The organism is Niallia circulans (assembly GCF_007273535.1).
Lineage (GTDB): Bacteria > Bacillota > Bacilli > Bacillales > Cytobacillaceae > Niallia > Niallia circulans_B.
Genome location: NZ_RIBP01000001.1, coordinates 1,426,739 through 1,446,890, shown reverse-complemented (window position 1 = coordinate 1,446,890; position 20,152 = coordinate 1,426,739). Strand labels below are relative to the sequence as shown.

19 protein-coding genes are annotated in these 20,152 nt (G+C 35.6%); 3 read left to right on the top strand and 16 right to left on the bottom strand.

Going from position 1 to position 20,152, the window contains the following annotated elements:
* Window positions 1-37: 37 nt before the first annotated feature.
* From CEQ21_RS07975 to ssuE, 7 genes are all read right to left on the bottom strand, one after another.
* Window positions 38-2,044, bottom strand: coding sequence for an ABC transporter ATP-binding protein (locus CEQ21_RS07975; protein ID WP_185764022.1), 2,007 nt, complete (start codon window positions 2,042-2,044; stop codon window positions 38-40).
* Window positions 2,044-2,937, bottom strand: coding sequence for an ABC transporter permease (locus CEQ21_RS07970; RefSeq protein WP_419181579.1), 894 nt, complete (start codon window positions 2,935-2,937; stop codon window positions 2,044-2,046). Before CEQ21_RS07970 ends, CEQ21_RS07975 begins: the two co-directional genes overlap by 1 nt.
* A gap of 14 nt (window positions 2,938-2,951) precedes the next feature.
* A complete protein-coding gene (locus CEQ21_RS07965) occupies window positions 2,952-3,878 on the bottom strand; it encodes an ABC transporter permease (protein ID WP_185764021.1) in 927 nt (308 codons plus the stop codon).
* Between the two features lie 15 nt (window positions 3,879-3,893).
* Window positions 3,894-5,225, bottom strand: coding sequence for an LLM class flavin-dependent oxidoreductase (locus CEQ21_RS07960; protein WP_185764146.1), 1,332 nt, complete (start codon window positions 5,223-5,225; stop codon window positions 3,894-3,896).
* 71 nt (window positions 5,226-5,296) lie between these two features.
* The gene (locus CEQ21_RS07955; protein WP_185764020.1) at window positions 5,297-5,554 is read right to left on the bottom strand and encodes a glutaredoxin family protein; all 258 of its coding nucleotides are present in this window, start codon (window positions 5,552-5,554) and stop codon (window positions 5,297-5,299) included.
* A complete protein-coding gene (locus tag CEQ21_RS07950; protein WP_185764019.1) occupies window positions 5,554-6,582 on the bottom strand; it encodes an LLM class flavin-dependent oxidoreductase in 1,029 nt (342 codons plus the stop codon). The genes CEQ21_RS07955 and CEQ21_RS07950 overlap by 1 nt, the downstream gene beginning before the upstream one ends.
* A 5-nt stretch (window positions 6,583-6,587) precedes the next feature.
* Window positions 6,588-7,118, bottom strand: coding sequence for an NADPH-dependent FMN reductase (gene ssuE / locus CEQ21_RS07945; protein WP_185764018.1), 531 nt, complete (start codon window positions 7,116-7,118; stop codon window positions 6,588-6,590).
* Between the two features lie 151 nt (window positions 7,119-7,269).
* On the opposite strand from ssuE, the gene CEQ21_RS07940 reads away from it, so the two are divergent.
* Window positions 7,270-8,178: a LysR family transcriptional regulator gene (locus tag CEQ21_RS07940; protein ID WP_185764017.1), complete on the top strand. Its 909-nt coding sequence runs from the start codon at window positions 7,270-7,272 to the stop codon at window positions 8,176-8,178.
* 28 nt (window positions 8,179-8,206) lie between these two features.
* Here CEQ21_RS07940 and CEQ21_RS07935 read toward each other — a convergent pair whose 3' ends face one another.
* From CEQ21_RS07935 to CEQ21_RS07910, 6 genes are all read right to left on the bottom strand, one after another.
* Window positions 8,207-8,680 carry a DMT family transporter gene (locus tag CEQ21_RS07935; protein ID WP_185764016.1) on the bottom strand — a complete coding sequence of 158 codons (474 nt, stop codon included), beginning with the start codon at window positions 8,678-8,680 and terminating at the stop codon, window positions 8,207-8,209.
* A gap of 12 nt (window positions 8,681-8,692) precedes the next feature.
* Window positions 8,693-9,394, bottom strand: coding sequence for a Crp/Fnr family transcriptional regulator (locus CEQ21_RS07930; RefSeq protein WP_185764015.1), 702 nt, complete (start codon window positions 9,392-9,394; stop codon window positions 8,693-8,695).
* 13 nt (window positions 9,395-9,407) lie between these two features.
* A complete protein-coding gene (locus CEQ21_RS07925; RefSeq protein WP_185764014.1) occupies window positions 9,408-9,833 on the bottom strand; it encodes a DMT family transporter in 426 nt (141 codons plus the stop codon).
* Window positions 9,834-10,045: 212 nt separating this feature from the next.
* The gene (locus CEQ21_RS07920) at window positions 10,046-10,996 is read right to left on the bottom strand and encodes a PH domain-containing protein (protein ID WP_185764013.1); all 951 of its coding nucleotides are present in this window, start codon (window positions 10,994-10,996) and stop codon (window positions 10,046-10,048) included.
* Window positions 10,997-12,139: 1,143 nt separating this feature from the next.
* Window positions 12,140-13,576 carry a cell division protein FtsZ gene (locus CEQ21_RS07915; protein ID WP_185764012.1) on the bottom strand — a complete coding sequence of 479 codons (1,437 nt, stop codon included), beginning with the start codon at window positions 13,574-13,576 and terminating at the stop codon, window positions 12,140-12,142.
* Complete coding sequence (locus tag CEQ21_RS07910) at window positions 13,576-13,992, bottom strand: hypothetical protein (protein ID WP_127738405.1); 417 nt, start codon at window positions 13,990-13,992, stop codon at window positions 13,576-13,578. The genes CEQ21_RS07915 and CEQ21_RS07910 overlap by 1 nt, the downstream gene beginning before the upstream one ends.
* A gap of 1,122 nt (window positions 13,993-15,114) precedes the next feature.
* Between CEQ21_RS07910 and CEQ21_RS07905 the strand changes: the two genes are divergently transcribed.
* Both CEQ21_RS07905 and CEQ21_RS07900 read left to right on the top strand, forming a co-directional pair.
* Window positions 15,115-15,540, top strand: a complete 426-nt coding sequence (locus tag CEQ21_RS07905; protein ID WP_235907201.1) for a hypothetical protein — start codon at window positions 15,115-15,117, stop codon at window positions 15,538-15,540.
* Window positions 15,537-16,124 carry a hypothetical protein gene (locus CEQ21_RS07900; protein WP_185764011.1) on the top strand — a complete coding sequence of 196 codons (588 nt, stop codon included), beginning with the start codon at window positions 15,537-15,539 and terminating at the stop codon, window positions 16,122-16,124. Before CEQ21_RS07905 ends, CEQ21_RS07900 begins: the two co-directional genes overlap by 4 nt.
* A 449-nt stretch (window positions 16,125-16,573) precedes the next feature.
* Here the strand turns inward: CEQ21_RS07900 and CEQ21_RS07895 are convergent, their stop codons facing one another.
* The 3 genes from CEQ21_RS07895 to CEQ21_RS07885 form a co-directional block, all read right to left on the bottom strand.
* Window positions 16,574-16,879: a hypothetical protein gene (locus CEQ21_RS07895; protein ID WP_185764010.1), complete on the bottom strand. Its 306-nt coding sequence runs from the start codon at window positions 16,877-16,879 to the stop codon at window positions 16,574-16,576.
* A gap of 57 nt (window positions 16,880-16,936) precedes the next feature.
* Entirely contained in the window at window positions 16,937-17,281 is a 345-nt protein-coding gene (locus CEQ21_RS07890) for a hypothetical protein (protein WP_185764009.1), read from the bottom strand.
* Window positions 17,282-18,072: 791 nt separating this feature from the next.
* Window positions 18,073-19,512: a hypothetical protein gene (locus tag CEQ21_RS07885; protein ID WP_185764008.1), complete on the bottom strand. Its 1,440-nt coding sequence runs from the start codon at window positions 19,510-19,512 to the stop codon at window positions 18,073-18,075.
* Window positions 19,513-20,152: the final 640 nt, after the last annotated feature.

Genomic DNA, 20,152 nt, shown 5'->3' with positions numbered 1-20,152 from the left:
TATTCCCCCTTGAAACAATTGTTTTTTCGCTCTAACACTAATTAATTGATAACGGATAGTGGCAAGCTGTATATCTACCTATTTCAATCTCCTTTAATGCCGGTTCTTCCTTAGCACATTTTTCTGTAGCAAAAGGGCATCTTGTTCGGAAGCGGCAGCCTGAAGGCGGATTTGCAGGTGAAGGAATTTCTCCTTCTGCTATTAGCTTCTTTGTCCTTTTTCCATTTGGAATAGAGTCAATCAACACTCTTGTATATGGATGTGCTGGCTCCTGAAAGATGGCTTTACTTGGAGCAATCTCCACAAGCTTGCCTAAATACATCACACCGACTCTGTCAGAAATGTGCTGGACGACACCTAAGTCATGACCGATGAACAAGTAAGTTAAACCCAATTTTGCTTGGAGGTCTTGAAGCAAGTTAATTATTTGAGCCTGTACAGAAACATCCAAAGCGGAAACAGCCTCATCTGCCAATATAAATGCTGGATTTAGTGCTATCGCTCTAGCAATTCCGATTCTTTGTCGCTGCCCACCTGAAAACTCATGAGGGTATCTGGATACCCATTCTCGCTTTAATCCGACTTGTTCAAGCAGCTCCTCCACCCTTGCTTGTATTTCCTGTTTTGACAGATTTAAATGCCACTTTAACGGCTCCGCGATAATCTCACCTATTTTTAGACGAGAGTTGACAGAGCTATAAGGGTCTTGAAAGATCATCTGCATTTCTTTGCGGTATTTGCCCATTTTTTTGCTGCTGAGACCTGATAATGGACTACCCGCGTATAGCACTTCACCGCCAGTCAATTTTTCTAGCTGCAAAATGGCTCTTCCTAGTGTCGATTTGCCACTTCCAGATTCTCCAACTAAGCCAAATGTTTCGCCTTTATTAATAGTAAATGACACATCATCTACAGCTTTCACCTGTTTTTTTGCTAATGAAAATCCTCTACCAATCGGGAAATGCTTGCTGACATGATGAACATCCACTAATATTTCAGTGCTAGCTGGCTCCGGTTTCGTAACATTAACCACCTCAAATTCTTCCTTTTCTGAATAACTCAAGCTCCATTCGGGCTTTGTGACTAATTCCTCGGAATAAAAACAAGCAGCATAGCGATCATTAACTTTTTCAAGATTTGGTCTCACCCGCTTGCATTGTGTATTCGCAAATGGACAGCGCGGATGAAATAGGCATCCTTCCGGCAGCTCATTTAAGCTAGGAATACTGCCTTCAATTGAGTAAAGCTTTCCTTTATTTGCTGTGTCCATCTTTGGAATAGATTTAAGCAGTCCTCTTGTATAAGGATGATGTGGTGTGTGAAATAACTGAGAGACAGTTGCATTCTCCACAACCTCACCTGCATACATTACGACAATTCTGTCGGCAAGCTCTGCCGCAATTCCTAAGTCATGCGTAATCAGAAGCAAGCCCATATTAAATTCATTCTTTAATGACTTTAATAACTCAATGATTTGCAGCTGAATCGTAACATCCAATGCTGTAGTCGGCTCGTCAGCGATTAGCAAATCGGGCTCACAGGAAATGGCCATAGCAATCATGGCTCTTTGCAGCATTCCTCCTGAGAATTCATTAGGAAATTGCTTCATTCGATGCTCTGGCTCAGAAATACCGACTTTTTTGAGTAAGTTGATTCCCTTTTGCCAAGCTGCCTGTTTCGATAAACTTTGATGTTTTCTTATCATTTCCGTTATTTGGTGGCCAATTGTGAAAACTGGGTCAAAGGCAGATAACGGCTCCTGGAAAATCATCGCGATTTTCTTTCCTCTTATATGCTGGAGCATCTTTTCGTCAATAGAAGTTAGATTTGTTCCTTGAAAAGAGATATCTCCATTAGAAATTCTTCCATTTTCATATTCTATTAATCTCATAATGGCTTTCGATGTGATTGTTTTTCCACTTCCAGATTCACCGACTAAGCAGACCGTTTCACCAGCTTTAATAGACAAATTAAGGTCAGAAATTGCCGTTATGCTGCCTGTTTTCGTCTTAAACTCTATGTTTAACTTGTTAATATCAAGCATTAAGCATTGTCTCCTTTCTGCTTTTTCTTCGGATCAAGGAAGTCGCGGAGACTGTCGCCGATTATATTTGCTGACAACACAAAGGATGTAATTGCAATACCTGGAAATGTAGCAATCCACCACGCAGCTGCCAAATAGCCTCTACCCTGTGACAATAATGTGCCCCAATCAGGAACCTCATGGACAACACCCAAGCCTAAAAAGCTCAATCCTGCTCCAAGCAGTATGGAAGAACCTAACCCATTTGTTGCCATGACGAGCAGTGGTGAATAGGCATTAGGAAGGATATGGCGAAAAAAGATAACGAAATTGCTTACTCCAATTGATTTTGACGCAATCACAAAGTTACGGCTTTTTAAAGTAAGGATTTGGCTGCGCATCAACCTTGCATATCCCGGTACAGCGGCTATAGATATGGCCAGTATTATATTCATTAGACTTGGTCCCAATGCGGCTGCAAATGCAAGGGATAGGAGCATGCCTGGGATTGTCATTAATATATCAATAATCCGCATGAAAATAAGATCAACTATTCCTCCTGCATAACCAGCAACAGAACCGATTATCATCCCTGTAGCAGCGGCAGCAATTACTGATAGAAAACCAATTATTAAGGACGTTCTGCTTCCATAGACAATCAAACTGAAAACGTCACGGCCAAAATAGTCTGTTCCTAAGAAATGAACGCCTGAAGGTGCTTGCATTATTTCATCTGTAAACATTTTTGTTGGTGCATATGGTGCTATCCACTGTGGAAAAACTGCACAAATCATTAAAAAAAGGATAATGCCGCAAGCCGCATAAATAAAAGCATGCTCCGGGAGAAAAATCCTGCTTCTCTTTTTAATAACAGAAAGCTTTTTGATTTGGCCGGTCAATACCGTTTCTTTCAAGTGAGTTACACCTCCTAAAATGATTTTCGGACACGAGGATCAATAACAGAATAAGAGATATCTACTAAAAAATTGATGGTTATATATACGATGGCTGAAAAAAACACAACTCCTTGGACGACTGGCAGATCCTTCGCAGTTATCGCATCTGCAACCAATCTTCCAATTCCTTGCCTTGAAAATACTGTTTCAATAACAACTGCTCCGCCCAGCATATCCCCGATCATCATTCCGATAATCGTAATGGATGGAATTAACGCATTTCTTAATGCGTGTTTATACATAACAGCTCTTTCTGATAGCCCCTTTGATCTTAATGTGAGAATATATTGCTCATTCATAACCTCCAGCATGCTGTTTCTGACCATGCGGACAATCGCTCCAGAACCGACAAGCCCTAATGCAATAGAAGGCAGAACTAGCGTAATCCAACCGTCTGATCCTATTGAGGGGAACCAGCCGAGTGTGACAGAAAAAATTAGAATTAATAAAATACCTGACCAAAAGGTAGGCATTGAAATGCCAAATAAACCTATTAATCTAGCAACATAATCGATAACACTGTTATGGTGAATGGCTGAAAAAACCCCTAATGTAATACCAAAAATAATGGAAAGTATCGCACTTACGATGGTTAGGGCAATGGTGGCAGGAAACTGTGTAATGATTTTGTCTAAAACTGGCGCATTATTAACGATGGAGTGTCCAAAATCTCCTTTTATAATATTTTTTAAATATTCAAAAAACTGAGTGTGGAAAGGCAGGTCTAAACCTAGCTCTATCCGTAAATTAGCGGCCATTTCAGGTGTGGCACCTGTTCCTTCCAACATTTGATCTACCGCATCTCCCGGGAGGGAATAATTGATGAAGAACACTAACAACAAAGACCCTAGCAGTACAAAACCGGCAGCAATCATTCTATTTACAATAAATTTCCCCATAGACTAATTACCCGATTATACTTCTAGTGCTGTATTTGTACTATTTTGATTGCTTGGCTTTTTAATCCCTAAATGTTCTCGTAATGTGCTGCCTGTATATTCCTTCTCGTAAATGCCTCTTTCCTGTAAGATAGGCACAACCCTTTCCACAAACTCTCTAAATTGGCTTGGAATATCAGAGTTTATAATAAAACCATCTGCTCCACCGCTTTCAGACCAGGTTTGAATCTTATCTGCAACAATTTCCGGAGTACCAATAAATGTACTTCTCGGTACAGCAACCTGCTGGGCTACTTGACGGAGTGTCAGCTTATGCTCTTTTGCCATTTTCTTAATTTTATCTGTTGTACTCTGGAAAGCTTCTTTACCTGCATCCCCAATTTCCGGGAATGGCTCATCTAGTGGAAAAGTACTGAAATCGAAATGATCAAAAAACCTGCCAAGATAGGTAATGGCATTAGCAATTGGAACTAAGCTGATAAAATCCTCATATATTTTGTGTGCTTCCTCCACTGTGTTTGCAACTATCGGGCTAATTCCCGGAAAGATCAGAATCTCTTCATGTCCGCGTCCATTTTGTGCTGCTTTTGCTTTTACATCGCGATAAAATTCAATCGCTTCCTCCAGCGTTTCGTGTCCTGTAAAAATAGCGTCAGCAGACTCTGCAGCAAAGGATTTTCCTCTTTCTGATGAGCCAGCTTGAAATATGACAGGATAGCCTTGTTGCGATCTTTCCAAATTCAGCGGTCCTTTGACAGAAAAGAACTCCCCCTCGTGATTTAATTCATGCATCTTTTCTCTGTCAAAAAACTCCCCTGTTTCCTTATTTCTGACGAAGGCGCCATCTTCCCATGAATCCCAAAGCCCCTTTACGACTTGCAGATGCTCAGCCGCTTTATTATAACGGTCCTCATGTGATGGAAGGTCCTTGCCATTGAAATTTTGAGCCGCTCCTGCTGATGGAGATGTGACAACATTCCAGCCTGCCCTGCCTGAACTAATATGATCTAATGACAGGAATTGTCTTGCAACATTGAAAGGCTGGCTATAGGATGTGGATAATGTGCCGACAAGTCCGATTTTTTCTGTTGCTCCCGCGATGGCAGTGAGCAACGTAAGCGGCTCGAATCTGTTTAAAAAATGAGGTAAGGACTTTTCACTTATGGAGAGTCCATCTGCAACAAAGATAAAACTAAAATTTGCTGATTCAGCAAGCTTTGCCCTTTCTTTGTAAAATGGAAGACTGACACTAGCATCTGCAGGAACAGATGGATGACGCCATCCATCTGTTGTTCCGCCAATACCGTGAATCATTGCACCAAACTTTATTTTTTTATCATTTGCCATCATTTAGCCACCCTTCTTCTATTTAAAAAAGTAATTATTCCTATAAAAATACTCAGTATTAAGTTAAAAAATTAAACTAGTGCTTCTTTTAATGCCTCTAAATCTACTTTAAAGACAGCTTTATACTCTGGGGATACACCATCACCGATTTCAATTACAGGTACATAACGGATGCCATATTTCACTTCAAGTACATCTCTTAAAGAATCATTTTCTGTTACATCAATTTTAGAATACGCAATATTATTTTCGGATAAATAAGATTTAACCTGTTCACAATAACTGCATCCAACTTTGCTCCACACAACTACTTTTTTATTTTGACTCATTATATTCCCACTCCTTGATTATTTTTTTGTTTGAGCTTACTATCTTCTGCAAATGCTTCTTTAAGTAGCTTATAAGAATAAATTCTATCCTCAATATTTACAATTGGTGATAAGGAAATTATTTCATCAATTTCATACTTTTCAGCAAGTAAAGTTAGTTCTTTTCTTACATTTTCCTTTGTACCAGCCACATAGCCTGCTTTTTGCACAAGCAGCTGATATTCTGCTTCTCCTGCTTGACTTATTACTTTTTCTGCCTGCTCTAATGAGCCTACATTTAACTTCCTGCCATCAGCAAAAATGACTTTGACAGATTCCCTTTGCTTGATATAAGCATCCGCTTGTTCATCCCTGTCAGCAACGGCAACTGTTAATGCCAGCAGGAATTCACCTCCTCCATTTGGTGAAAACTGTTTAAATCTGTCTCTTGCTTCCTTCAGAATATTTTCTTCTCCGTTAATGAAGTAAGCGAACACAAAGGAAATTCCTAGCTTTGCAGCAAGCTCAGCACTCTCTGCGCTACCACCTAACAGGAAAATATCTGGTTTTACTTTCGGTGCAGGAGCCGCTTTTAACTCAAGTACATTTTCTTCATCATTAATAAATGAATGAAGATCAGCCAGCTTTTCTTCAAACGACTTTTGTTCCTCTCGTTTATCCTCCTGTAATGCCTTTGTTGAAAGGCTTAGGCCTCCTGGTGCTTTGCCAACACCAAGGTCAACTCTATCAGGTGCCAGTGCCGATAACACATGAAATACCTCTGCCACTTTGAATGGGCTATAATGCTGCAGCATAACTCCGCCAGATCCGATGCGGATATTTTTTGTCGATGCCAGCAGGAATCCAATTAAACTTTCTGGGGCAGAACCTGCTAATTGGTCATTATTATGATGCTCTGAAACCCAAAAACGATTGTACCCAAAAGAATCTGCAGCCTGAGCCAATTTCACTGTGTTTTGCAGACCTTGCTCTGCTTTTTCTCCTTCACCAATTGGACTCTGATCGAGAATGCTTAATTTAATGGTCAAATTTCTCACCTCACGATTGATTTTATAAATGTAGTTAATGCATCATTAAGCCTTGCTTTTGTTTCATCTGCCAAACTATAGGAATGATCCTCATTTTTTGTTACTTGGGTGTCTTGGATATACGCTCCACTATTAATATTGGAAGCTCCTAAGTTAATAAGCACAGGTTTAAGGACATAATCTATCACCAATAAATGGCCATATGTACCACCTAGAACGAGCGGCAACACTGCCTTATCCTTCAGTGCCTTTTGTGGAAGTAAGTCAATATATGTTTTGAGAATACCTGAATACGCAGCTTTATATACAGGAGTTAGGAAAATTACTCCATCACTTTTTTCAATTATTTGGTTTGCTTCTGTAATTTTTTCATTATTAAATTCAGCTTTTATTAGTGCCTCACTTGGAAGCTGATGGACTTGAATAATAGTTGGATCAATGTTTTCTTTTTCTAAAAATTCTTTTGCATAATTTAACACACCCGTTAGGCGAGAGTGGATGGAATTCCCACCAGCTACAATCGTAATTGTTGGCATTTTTACTTCCCCTTTCAAAATTCCTTCTAAACCACTTGGATTAGTTGATAATATAGATTATAATAAAGCAAATAATTCAGAAAGTATAATCAGTAAAATTAATGTCAGGATTCAGAATTACTAAATTAAGACTTAAAAGAGGTGTTTATACATGGAGATTCGTGCAATTCGCACATTCACGACTATTGTAAAATACGGCAATTTCCTTAAGGCTGCCGAAGCATTAAACTACTCACAGCCTACCATCACTCTTCATATTAAACATCTGGAAGAAGAAGTCGGTGAGAAGCTGTTGGAAAGAGGAAAAACATTGAAGATGACAGAGGCTGGCCGCCTTTTCTATGAAAGAGCCAATGCACTGTTACGCGAATACGACCGTTTAGATAAGACATTACAAGACTTAGAGGGAGGCTTAGCAGGCTTGATTCGAATTGGGGTTTCCGAGCCTACAGCCAGTCTTGAACTGCCAGCAATAATGGCAGATTTCATCCAAAAATATCCTAAAATAGAAATCTCCCTTCTTGTTGCTGACGCCAATACTTTAAGTACAATGCTTTATCAGGATGAAATTGACTTTGCTATTTGCGGTGCACCTGAAGTTTCCATGGAGAATGTTTTTAAGCCACTCTATTATGATGATATCGTGCTGCTTGTTTCTGATTCTCATCCTCTATCCACAAAAACATTAGTGGAATTAAAGGATCTTGAAAATGAAACAATATTATTTACACCTCATAATTGCCCAATTCGGATCAAAATCGAGCAAACGATTGTTGAGACTATCGGTTCTAATTATAAAAAACTGGAAATATCCAGTAGCATGGCACATAAACACTATGTTCAAGCAGGACTAGGAATTTCCCTCTTTACACGCACTGCCCATTCCTTCCCATTTCCTGGCACAAAAGTATTAGAAATCAACGGAATTGATGCTGCACCAGTAATCGGATTGTTAAGAAGGACTAATAATTTAACTGGAAAGGCTTCTTCCCATTTATTAGCTCTAATAGAAGAGTCTTTTTCCAGAAAACATACACTGCAAGAAAAAACGTATTTTTAAAAACAAAAAAAGGGCTGTTCATGGCCCTTTAGCTTGCTTTCTTTAACACTGCAGATGTTTCTCGTCCTTTTAAATCACCTAACTTAAACATAAGGATTCCGCCAATAATGATAAAGACTCCGATTTTTTGTTTAAGCGTAAATGGAATTGGGTCCGTACCGAACCAGCCAAAAGTGTCAGAAATTAAAGCAAAGCCAAGCTGTGCAAACATTACTATTGCAATTGCATATGTTGGTCCAAGCAGCTTAACTCCTGATGTTATACAATAAACCACTCCTACACCGATAAAGCCGCTTACCAGATACCACGGCTCCATGTTTGTGAAAACAAACAGCTTTCCGCCCTCCACAACAAGTCCAGTTATAAAAGAAGCCAAAAATCCCATTCCAAGCACAAGTGTTGTCGTTGTCCAAGAGCCTGCTTTCTCCATCACTTTATTATTAAATATATTTTGAACCCCAACTAATCCTCCTGCCATTATAGCAAGTAATATTCCCAGCATTTCATTTCCCCCTTACTGCTCATATATATTATCCTTTGCCATTATTTGAAGTCCTGCTCTGTCTTTAATAACGATAACCCCTTTATGTTTCTCAATTAGCCCCTCAAGGCAAAATTGCTTTATTATTCGGTTCACATGACGATAGCTTGTGCCGATAAAATTAGCTACATCTTTTAAATCAAGCCAATCAAGCCTATCAATAAATGTATGCTCCTTCACTGCCGAAACAGATAGCAAATAGCTTGCGAGTCTGACTTCAACCGGATACATTAAATTAAAGCTCATAGCTGTCGATTTCCGGTAAAATTTATGAGCAATTATGTCCAGCAGAAAAAGTAGAAATGCAGCATCATCATTCCCGTGCTTTTTCAACCATTCAAAATCAATTCTAATCATTTTTACTTTTGCAGAGGTGGCCTCAACTGTATTAAGGAGTTCAGCACCATTGACGTATTCTACATCACCAATTATTTCTAAAGGCTGCTTAAATGATAAGATGAGAATTTTTCCATCCTGTGATGTTGTATATACCTTTATTTTGCCACTAACATGGACGTAAAGAGAGCGCGCAGACTCACCTTGTGTACAAATTGTTTCTCCTTGCTCAAATTCACATAATACAGCATGTTCTTTTAAACGGTCATTAAAAATATGTGTTAATTGATGTTGCTCTAAATAGGCATGAAGCTCCCTTATGTCCTTGATTTCCTTCATATTCTCCCGCCAGTCAAAGTTTTAATAATAGTAAACCACCAATCATCATCACAATACCCATAATATCAGCAATTTTTAACTTCCGTTTCTTTATCCCAAACCATCCATTAATATCAATAACAAAGGTTATTAATAGCTGCGAAATTAACACAAAGGAAACCGTAAATGTAACCCCAATCTGCAGAATTGCTTCCATATTGCTAAAAAGTATAAAGGCTGCAAATGCTCCTCCAAACCAATAGATTGGATTAACACTTCCGACACTTTTCCAGTTTATATCTCTAGTAGCATAAAGGATTACGGCTGCCAATAAAAAGCCGGAAAACTGGGTTAAGCTTGCCGTTTGCCATATACCAATATCCTCACGAATATGGGCATTAGCTATATTTTGAATCGTTATAAACATTCCACCAAGTAAAGCAAACAGTATACCTTTCATTTATCCTTCCACCCTTCTCTTCTTATTAAAAAGAAAAATGGATAAGTTAGAAAGGACATATGTCCCTTTTTTAATAAAATGCTACATTTTATCATAACCAAGAACCTAATAACATACTATAGAATGGGAGAAAATAAAAAAAAACCAGAATGAACAGAAAGAGAATCATCGTCTCTTATCCGTCACCTGGGTCCTTATAAATTTGCAGTTATTTATTCAACTGTTTCAAAATCGGCTGCAGCTTCAATCATTCTGCCACTATTGCTGTCAGAAAGCATATACTTTTGCTGCTCCGTAAGTACAAGCAGCTTCTTCTCATCCTCTGTCAATTTCTTGACAAGGTTTTCTCTTTTGCCGCTATATGCTTCAATATCTGATTTCAGCTGGGCAATTTGATCCTTAATAGCATCCAAGCGCTTATCCTTTAGTTGCTTATCAACTTCCTCTGTAATAAGCGGCTCATCATCCGTTTCTTTCTTAAACAAAGAAAAAATAGATGTTTTTTGTTTTTTTCTTAAGCTTGCAACCATAATGTGATTCTGCCTGTCTAGCAAATAATTCTGATAGGCAGTCGATTCTAACTGTTTAATTTCTTGATTGCTTTCACTCATTTCTCTTTCGAGATGAGTAATTTCATATTTTAGCTGATTAACAGAACGATCCATCGCAAGGATTTCAAGCAATAAGTTCTGATAATTCATATTGCTGTTATATAAATAATTAACAGCTTCTTTAAAGTTCGAAATTTGTTCAATCAAAGCATCATTTGAACTCTTTCTATTCGATTCAAATGTTGGCTCTGCACCCAATTCCACTAACAGCTGGTTTGTAGTCATGCCCACCTTTTCCATTAATAATGAAATAAGATGTATCCTAAAGATTGTTATGTAATTAAGGCGGTAATATCTGCCGTGCTTTTGTGGTTTAATGTATATATCAGAAAGCTCACTCCGTAAATAATGCCTAATTGTGGCATCATCCCTGCCTATGAATTCACTTGCTTTTATCGCTACATAATGTGTATCAGGATTTATAGATAAAATGGAGTCTGTCCAAATATCCTCTTCCGAAGTATGCGACAATGCTAGATTATATATTTGATCATATTGAAATTCTTCCAATAATAATTCTCTCAACTCTTCACGTTGATGTTTGTCTTCCACCTTGCTCACCTCCAGTTGCTCAAAAAATACACTTTATTTGATTTTACACCTACTTTTGCAAAAAATCAAAGCTTGTAAAGGGTATTTTTACGAATCATTTACGACTTTCCCTCTGTTTTATTAATATAATTACTACGTTAGATTTACGTTAAACATTTTTCACATTACAAAAAATATACCAAATCTTCAACGTAACCTTACGTAAATTTCCGTTCATTCTACCACAAGAACACCTGTTTTAATCCGGATATTCGTAAACATACTCTTTTACAACCTGTTTACGACGTAAAATATCTAATACCAACTGATTCATTTACGTACTGATTACGTAAATGTTATATCACCCAAGAAAAACATGTATTTATCGACGTAATTTTTACATTATTCTAGTTGAACGGTGTCGTAAGTGTTATTTTTACGAACCTTTTACGATGAATCATTTTCGTGAATATATTTTATATTTACGTTAAGGTTTATCGCTTTACGAATTATTTATGTAATTGTAATGTGCGTTTATGACATCGAGTTGTTTTGTTTACGTAAATATTTACGTTCATTTTACATAGATTATCCATTCACGGTACATCTACAAGTACTATTAATAATTATACATAAATACTGCATATAGCTTTTATGTAAAAATTACGGTTGTACTTACTTTGTTTATGTAATTTGAACGTAAAATTTATATATATTTGCCCTTTTATGTAACTATCTTTTTCGTAAACTAGTGGTTTACTAATTATTTACGAGATGTATTTTTCCTCATTAACGTACATAAATCATAAAAATAGCGTATTTACTATGTACATAAAATGCAATATTTACGTGGATGTACGAGAGAAAACTGTTATTCCAAGGATATTATTGGAAATAATCTGTATATTTACGTAAAAGGAAGGCTTACGAACCGTTTACAACGTAAAAAAAGGGCGTTAAAGACGAATTATAGGATCTATTACTAAAAGAATTATAACTTGATACGGTAATTTACGGAAAATACATCAATGGTGGGGTAATATACAACTAAATGTAAAAAAGATGCTTCAGGAGCAGTTCCTAAAGCATCTTTTTTATTGATTAGAGCAGATTCTATTTTAATTGAACCAAAAAAGGGGATTAATAGAGCTTTTAGAACGTAAATTAATCATCAAGCAAGCTTAAATCAATATCATCTAAGTCAATATCATTCTCTGGTTCCGTTTTTTCAGCTGGTTTATCATTACCCAAGTACTCTGTTAAGCCTAATTCAGCAAAATCAAGGTCAAAATCCTCGTCATCACTTGCAGCAGCAATAGAACTGATCACAGACTGTTGGTAGCTTACTTCTTGCTGTCTTGCTTTAAAATCTTCATATTCCTTCACTAAACCTTTAGCAAGACGCTCTGGAAGGGCATCTGCCTTAAAGAAAGTATAAACACTAGTTGAAAAATTGTTTTTTTCCTCTAAATACCCACTAAATACCGTACCATTTAACGGAAGCTTTTCAATAATTTCCTCTCTAGCATCATCAATGAAAGAACTGCCGATATCATTTGATTTATCAAGAATAGCAAGTAGTCCAATATGATGGATTCGAGCTGATGTGTTCGTTTCTTTATCAAATAACTGGATAGGCTGATGAAGATTACTGCTATCAATTGCATCCTTAAACATTGCAGTCACATCATGGCCGTTTCTAACAGTGTTGCTAGACTTTGAGAACCTGCTGATTACAAGTGAACCCGTATGCTCCAGGATTACTCGTCTAAAGTCAGCACTATCAAAGGTAACCGCTGTACCACCGCCAGTTGTGGCTGTATTTAACTCATGGAAAATTTCTGCAATTTCATTGTTAGCATAATCTCTATAGTTATCAATGCCATTTCTGCTGTTCTCTGGCAACTGTTTAAACTCATCGTAGAAATGCTGATTGTCTGCAAAAACTACGAAAGCAACACCTTTATTCGGGTTTTTCGCAATATCCCAGATTTGCTGCGCAAAATTATTCACTTGTCGAAGAGCATCTGGACCATCAGCACGTGTTGGAATCGTCACAACTATACCAATTTTAATGAATTTTTTTCTTGCACGGATAGAAGCTTCTTTTAAGTATTTCTTTGGATTCGTTTTAACTTCAGCTTCACCAAGCTCTTTGCGAATAAGGTTAAATTCTTCAATGATTTTCGGTTTATTATTGTAATCATAAAATTCCTCAATTGCCTTCACGATAGTAGAAGTACCTGTTCCACCGCCAAGGCCAGCGAAAAACATAACAAGATCATCTTGCGGTCTAATTCTTTCTTGTATAAAAGACTTCAGCTTATCCTTTGCTTTGTCATTTCTCTCCAATATATGTATAGCTTCTTCTGGGTTTTTACCTAGTCCACCAAGCTCCAAGCTTACTCTGTTATTTGTTGAGATGTTCTTTAATCCAGCCAAATCACCATCATTACTATTTAAAGCGATACAGTTGTAAACAGACGTATTATCTTCTTTTTTAAAAGCAGCAAAGCGGTCTGCCATTCTTGTCCCAGCTTGTCCAAAACCTACCATTGTGATGTTAATTGCAGGCTGGTTCTTTGTAAATGTTTTTGCCATTATTTACGCAGCTCCTTATTCTTCGATTTATTCTCTACTAGTTTAGCTATAAGTTGTTTTCCACGATTTGTTAGAAATAGAAACTTATAGGGTTTAATTGCTTCATGATAAATAAGCGACATAAACATAAGCTTATCTACCATTTTTTCGACGTTTTTACGTTCAATGTTCGTAAATACTTCTTCATATACGTACTTGTTTTTTCCAACGTTTTTCCTAACAAGACGTTCCACCTTAACATTTTCAATGATGTGGCTTATTGAAACACCTCGCTCTTTATTCTTTTGTTCTTCAATTGCTATGTACTGGAATACCTTAAGCAAGCCGGGATCCTGTCCAATAATATCAATGAACATTTCCAGCACCTCATCACTAAACTTAACATGCTTATGTAACTCATGAAGGGTATGATCCAAGAATCTTCCTCCTATCATATACTTATAAACTATATAATAACTAAATATAGTCTCTAATACAAGTGTCTATATGGCAGTTTTTGTGACTTATAAATTAATAATTTTATATAAAACCCTTGATAAAAGGGGTTTTATATAGTGTCTATTTAAAGTCACTATATCTATAATATTATGATTTTCAGCCCGATACCTTCATGAAATATAGATCACATTCAGATGAAAATGCACTTTTTATAAAAAACGGGTGTTTTTTACCGTTTTTTCGATGTAAATATAGTTAAAAAACTCTATTCTATTTTATAATAGTGTCTATATATAGTGTCTATAATAAAACGTTGTTATATAAGTGTTTTGTTGATATTTTATATTTACAATTTAACAAAGACACTATATAAGCCCACTAATAGTAGTGGGCTTATATAGTGTCTTTATATACTAAATGTATGTGACTTACGGATATACATTGACCAATTTAAAGTTAGTCAGTAATTCTCCCATTAACTACTATCTCTTATTAAAAAAAAATTGAAATATAACTGTTTACGTAAAAACGACATCTTTTTATTAAACACCAAAAATAATAATGAATAGTATGTACGTAAATTACATAATTATGTGCTATATTTTTACGTAAATTGCTCTTTTACATGTCATTTACGAACCAGGTTTATAGACTTCATTTAATGTTATGTACAAGGTTACTATTTTATTCCGATCCTGCTATTAGTTATTTTATTTCTATTTCCACTTGGTTCGTACATGCTTATTATGACGTAAAGCTGACGCATATTTATAATAGTCCTCACATCGTAAAGATAATGTTAATCATAAAGCTTATGTTATTTTACGATGCCTTTTTTTATTGTTTTTGACTTTTTTGCTAACTCTGCTAATTTTTTTAGTTTCTCATTTTCAATCCCTGTATTTTTGCCTTTTCCAGAAGTCATATATTTTCCTCCTCTAACTTATTCAATATTCGTTGTTATATAGTTTGTCCAAATGATTGAAGTTTAAACGTTCTAATTTCATAGCCTCCTTCATAATCTAGCAATATAACTTTTTGACAATTTGACACTGAGATAAAGAAGGAAAAAAGACAAAAGGGAGGCAGAGAGGGAGAAGATGAAACCTATAAATCCGATATTTACGACCAAGATGGATAAACCGAAAATAGAAACGAAAAAGGAAATTGTTCGGAAAAAATCAATTACGAAAACAGAGGGACGTAAAGAACGAGTTGATAAAAAGAAGGATGTGAAAATTCCTTTCACTCCACAAGAAAGAAGATTGCTTAAAGTCTTGGCAAAAAAAAGAGGGCTTGATCCCACACCTTATTGTTCTTTATTAGTGAAGAAGGGATTAGAGGAATATCAGGATTTTCCAATTCGCACATATGATCCTAAGGGGCAGCCTTATCCAGCAAAGTTGGAGAGGGTATATCATGAATTACTATTTGAAATGAAAGTTAAATGGGATTGTAGTTTAAAAGAAGCAGCATATCGGATTCTTGCCTTTATGCTGGAGGAAGAGGTGAAAAAGAACCGGTGAAAAAAAGCAGATTTCCTATTTACGAGGATGAAATTAAGGAGCTCTCATATAGCCCATATAATTTCTTTGATAAATGGTTTATGAAGGCCACAAGGAAATTAACAACACCTACATTACTTTCATATACTTTTTACGTTCCTGTTTCTGAGTATTTACGTGGCGAGCTATTTTGTGATGATGTGACAGAAGCGGCTAACGAACTGTTTACACATATAGATTTAGTGACATTGCTTTTAGATGATTTTTTATATCAGGCTAAAAAGAGAAGTAATCCCGTTGATCTTTACCACGAGCTGACAACGAGAAGTCAAAAGGCTATAAAAATCACTTCTTATCACGAGGAAGAGGACGCTATATTTATCCCAGCAAATTCGCCAAAAAAGAAGATGATTAAATGTCTTATAAATAGAAAACAGGCTTTGAGATTAGAGGTCATGCTAAGTGATATTGCGGAGCTGGATTTAGAATATAGCTTTGAAGTAAAGGATGTGCTCAGAATGCTGTACAGTGATTTCATTCTTCAATATAAAAATGGTAACTTGTCCAATGTGTTGGATAATATTATACAAAGGCTGTCACAATAATGTACCAGTGAAAAAGGATAATAGTGCTCTTAAGGCAGGCTGCTATTATCCTTTATTATTGGCTGCTTCTCCATAGGATACACCATATCCTCTTGAAACGGCAGGAACGAATATTATTAGTATCTTTTCCTTAAAAGCTACTTAGAAGGCATATAGTACCCATTAGTGACTTATAATCACCCTTAGAAATATATCATGAGGTTTTTATTAGATATTGGTAAGTGTAAATATAAATAAAGAATGTCGCTGTATTACCCCTCACATTATAGGAAATGCTATTGAACTATGACAAACTAAATGGATTAAGGCTATCAAATAGAGCATATTTGGGGAGTTAGAGGAGGTGTGAGACAGTTATAAGCAAGAGTATGGGCATGAATATACAGCTAAATTATAGATTGCTATCAAGAAGTTACATAAAATGCAGCTCTTAACCTGATTAATTACTGTCATTTTTTACTTAATGGACCAAAAAGTCGTAAGCCAGGAATGCTGTTATGTTTTTTTGTAATATCTTCTAAGTTAATTAATGCTTCCTCAAACTCTTTTTTGCTGATTTTTTTAGTGGCTAATAAAGTACACAGCATAGCATGAGCTATTGGTTTTGTATCTATTTCTACATTAACATATACATCCACATCGGAATTACCGCTCTGACCTATTTCTGCGTTGTTCGTATCGATTTCATCAATACCGTTATTACGGAAATGATAGATATTATTTTTATCATCTATAAATCTTCTTTTGGGAGACATGAACAACTCACCTTACATTAAAATGGCGAAACAGTTAATCCTGCTCGCCATCGTTTTTTATTCTTGGTTTTGGTCATTTTCTTGATTATTATCCTGATCTTGTTCTGTATCAGCATTAGCTCTAGAACGAGAGCGTACACGAGCATTTGAATCAGAATCCACGTCGATTTTTAACTCGATTTTAGCATTTCCAGAATCTTTAACCTTTGCAATGTTAGTGTTCTTATCGACATTTTTTAAATCATTTTGGTTGTCGACATTAGTGTCATTTCTTAAGTCATTATCAGAATCAAAATCTACATTAGATTTTGATTGGCTATCGCTGTCACCTGAACGAGATTTTGAGTTGTTTTTTTGATTGTTATCGCCACTTCTTCCACCTGGAAACCATACGTTACTCATTATTATTTCCTCCTAATCATTATTTATTTTTATTCTATGCTCAGGTGAAAAAGAGTAATAGATTAATATAATAGGACAAGCATGGATTTTTCGTTTTTTAGATAAGCTAATCGTATTTTGTGCTATTACATATTTATTAAAAAAAGGAATATATAAATTGGTAGACGAATATGCTACATAGAGACATATTTTAACTGCTTGTATGTGCCCACTATTAAGTAATTAACCGAAGTATCAAAACTCATCTAAAATAGATATTTTGTATAACTTTTTACATAAAATAGGATGTAAGCTTTATTTCCTTATTTTAGAACTTTATTTAGATTAATATTTAGAACTTTATTTAGAACTTTATTTAGAACATTTATTTAGAACATTTAATAAAAATCCTCTAAAAACCCTCATGTTATCCAGTTTCCTAAAATAAAAAAAAGCTCGAAGCGGCATATCACATGTACAAGCATAAAATAAACAGGCAATTAATAGACGCTAACAGTAAAATTTTTTTTTTCACAAACAATGAAATATAAATAACATCTAATTTAAAACAAATAACATTTATGAGATTACAAATAACATAGTGAAAAAATTTATTAACATCCATAAAACTACAATTCACAGCCTTAAAAAAAATCAAAAAAAATATGCTTTTCCAGCATATGGTTATTTCGCTATGGTTGAAAAATGAAAGAAGGGGGAAAAAGTACGTCTTAACAAGCAAAAGAAAAAAAGGGGACTTTTCATTGTAGCACAAGATCCACTCGCCTAATAGCCAGTGTTAACCCGTGTCATTATGGAGTTTTGAAAATTTTTTCGGTGTGTATGGCAAAAAACGAAGCTATTGAGTCCTTGGCAGTTGTTAAAGACTGGATGCGGTCACTCATGTCTATGGCTCTGTTACCATATGTTAAACATTGATTTATTAGCCTGTTAATTTGCTCGTAAGACTGCTCCTTTAATAGTTGTAATTGGTTTTTCGCAGATTCTATATCACTCCAGCCGCGTTTTTGTTGGATTGCCTGTTTTTTATCTTCGTTATTTGAGGTTAATAGTGTCTCTGAGTCTTCAATTATCGACTTAGTACGAGAAATAACCCAGTTTTCAGACCAATTTTTCAGGACTAGATAAATATGCTGTGCTTTCTCAAAACGTTGTTTGATCGGTTTAACATGATCTTCAATGCCAATATGCATAATATCGATGCCAGTTTCTTTCTCTACAATCGTCTTATGCAGGTAATGGTTATCCAACAGAGATTTGATGCTTTCTGCTTGATGACCATATTTGCCCATTTCATCTAATAATACATTATAAATAATCGTGCTGAAATAAGCTGAAGCCTGTTTAGGCTCAGTCAAAAAATGTATATTAGAAGGGAGTACAGCTGCCAGTTGTTCAATTGCCGCATCATAAATAAATCTGGCTAGTGATAGTATTTCATCCTTTGCATCACTAATAACCCCCTGTTTAGCCATTATTTTTTCATTGCTAAAGAGAGAGTTGTATAAATACTTGCCGACGCTTTCGATTTCCATGCAAAAACTGTCATTAAGATATCCATGGAAGCCTGATTCGAACATTTTTTTGCGCAGAAGCTGCCTTTCTGTATAATTGCTTGCGAATTCATCCAAGGTTCCTTGTTTAAATTCAAAGGAGACAGCTAGTTTTCTAGTGTAAATATTGCTCACTAAATGAACCTTCACTATTTTTGAAAGTTCAGAGTTATTGAGTTCACTAATGGCCTCATAAAGGCGGCCTTTTGTAAAATAGGGATGTCCATATGTATATTTTGAAGGCACGATATCGTGATAATCAAACATAACAGATTCCGCTTTTTGTACAGACATACGATATGCAGCCATTAACAATAATCTTTTAGAATTTATTGATAGCCTTTGAAAGGAATCTTCATAAAAGAAGGAATACTTTTTGCAATATCGATCTGTCTTATTGTTAAAGCCTAAATTTCGTGTAAGTCCACGCTTAAATTTATATTTAGTTCCTTCTGCTGTTTCAACAGGAATATAGATGTTTCCACGTTTAAATGATGTGAATTTATGTATGATCTGCCGTAAGTATTTCTTTTTTGTACCAGCTTTTGCTGCAATGACAGAAGCTGGTGCCTGGATAATGCCGTCCCAATCAGTATGCAGAAGGGAATATAGACATACATCAAATTCTTTAGATGATACATTATGTAATAAATACTGATACGTTTCCTCGTAAATCACTTTATTTTAACCTCCTTTCCCTTTATTTTGGGTCATCTTAAGAGTATAAAAACGTTGTCGCAATTATGTATGTAGAAGTCTTTAAATTAATATCTATATTTATATATCATTTATTATATACACCAAAAAAAAGAGGTGTAAATGGCACGAAGAAATGGTGAAAAAATGATGTAGAAGGCTATATTACAACAAATAATGAAGCACGAAGAAATGGTGAAAATTTTTGAAGAAGACTATAATAGCGCGGTTTTTAATGTCTTTTTTGTAACAAAAAAATATTTTTGCACGAAGAAATGGTGAAAAGATAGTACATTCACTCTAAGTAAAAATCAATAAAGTGAAATAGCACGATAAAATGGTGAAAAAAAGCGAAGAACGGTACTATGTTTGTCGAATATTGTCGAAAATAAAATTAGTATTTTTATACTTAAGCACGAAAAAACGGTGAAAATTTTACACTTTTGACAAGCGGGAAAAAAAAGCACGATAGAATAGGGAAAAAAATAAAAAAACACGAAGAAATGGTGAAAAAAAGTTGAGAATTGAAGTGGATAAACCCAGTGATTACGTACATTCACATAAAAAGGCTAATAGTGAAAAAAAAGCACGATAAAATAGTGAAAAAAAAACACTATTTTTA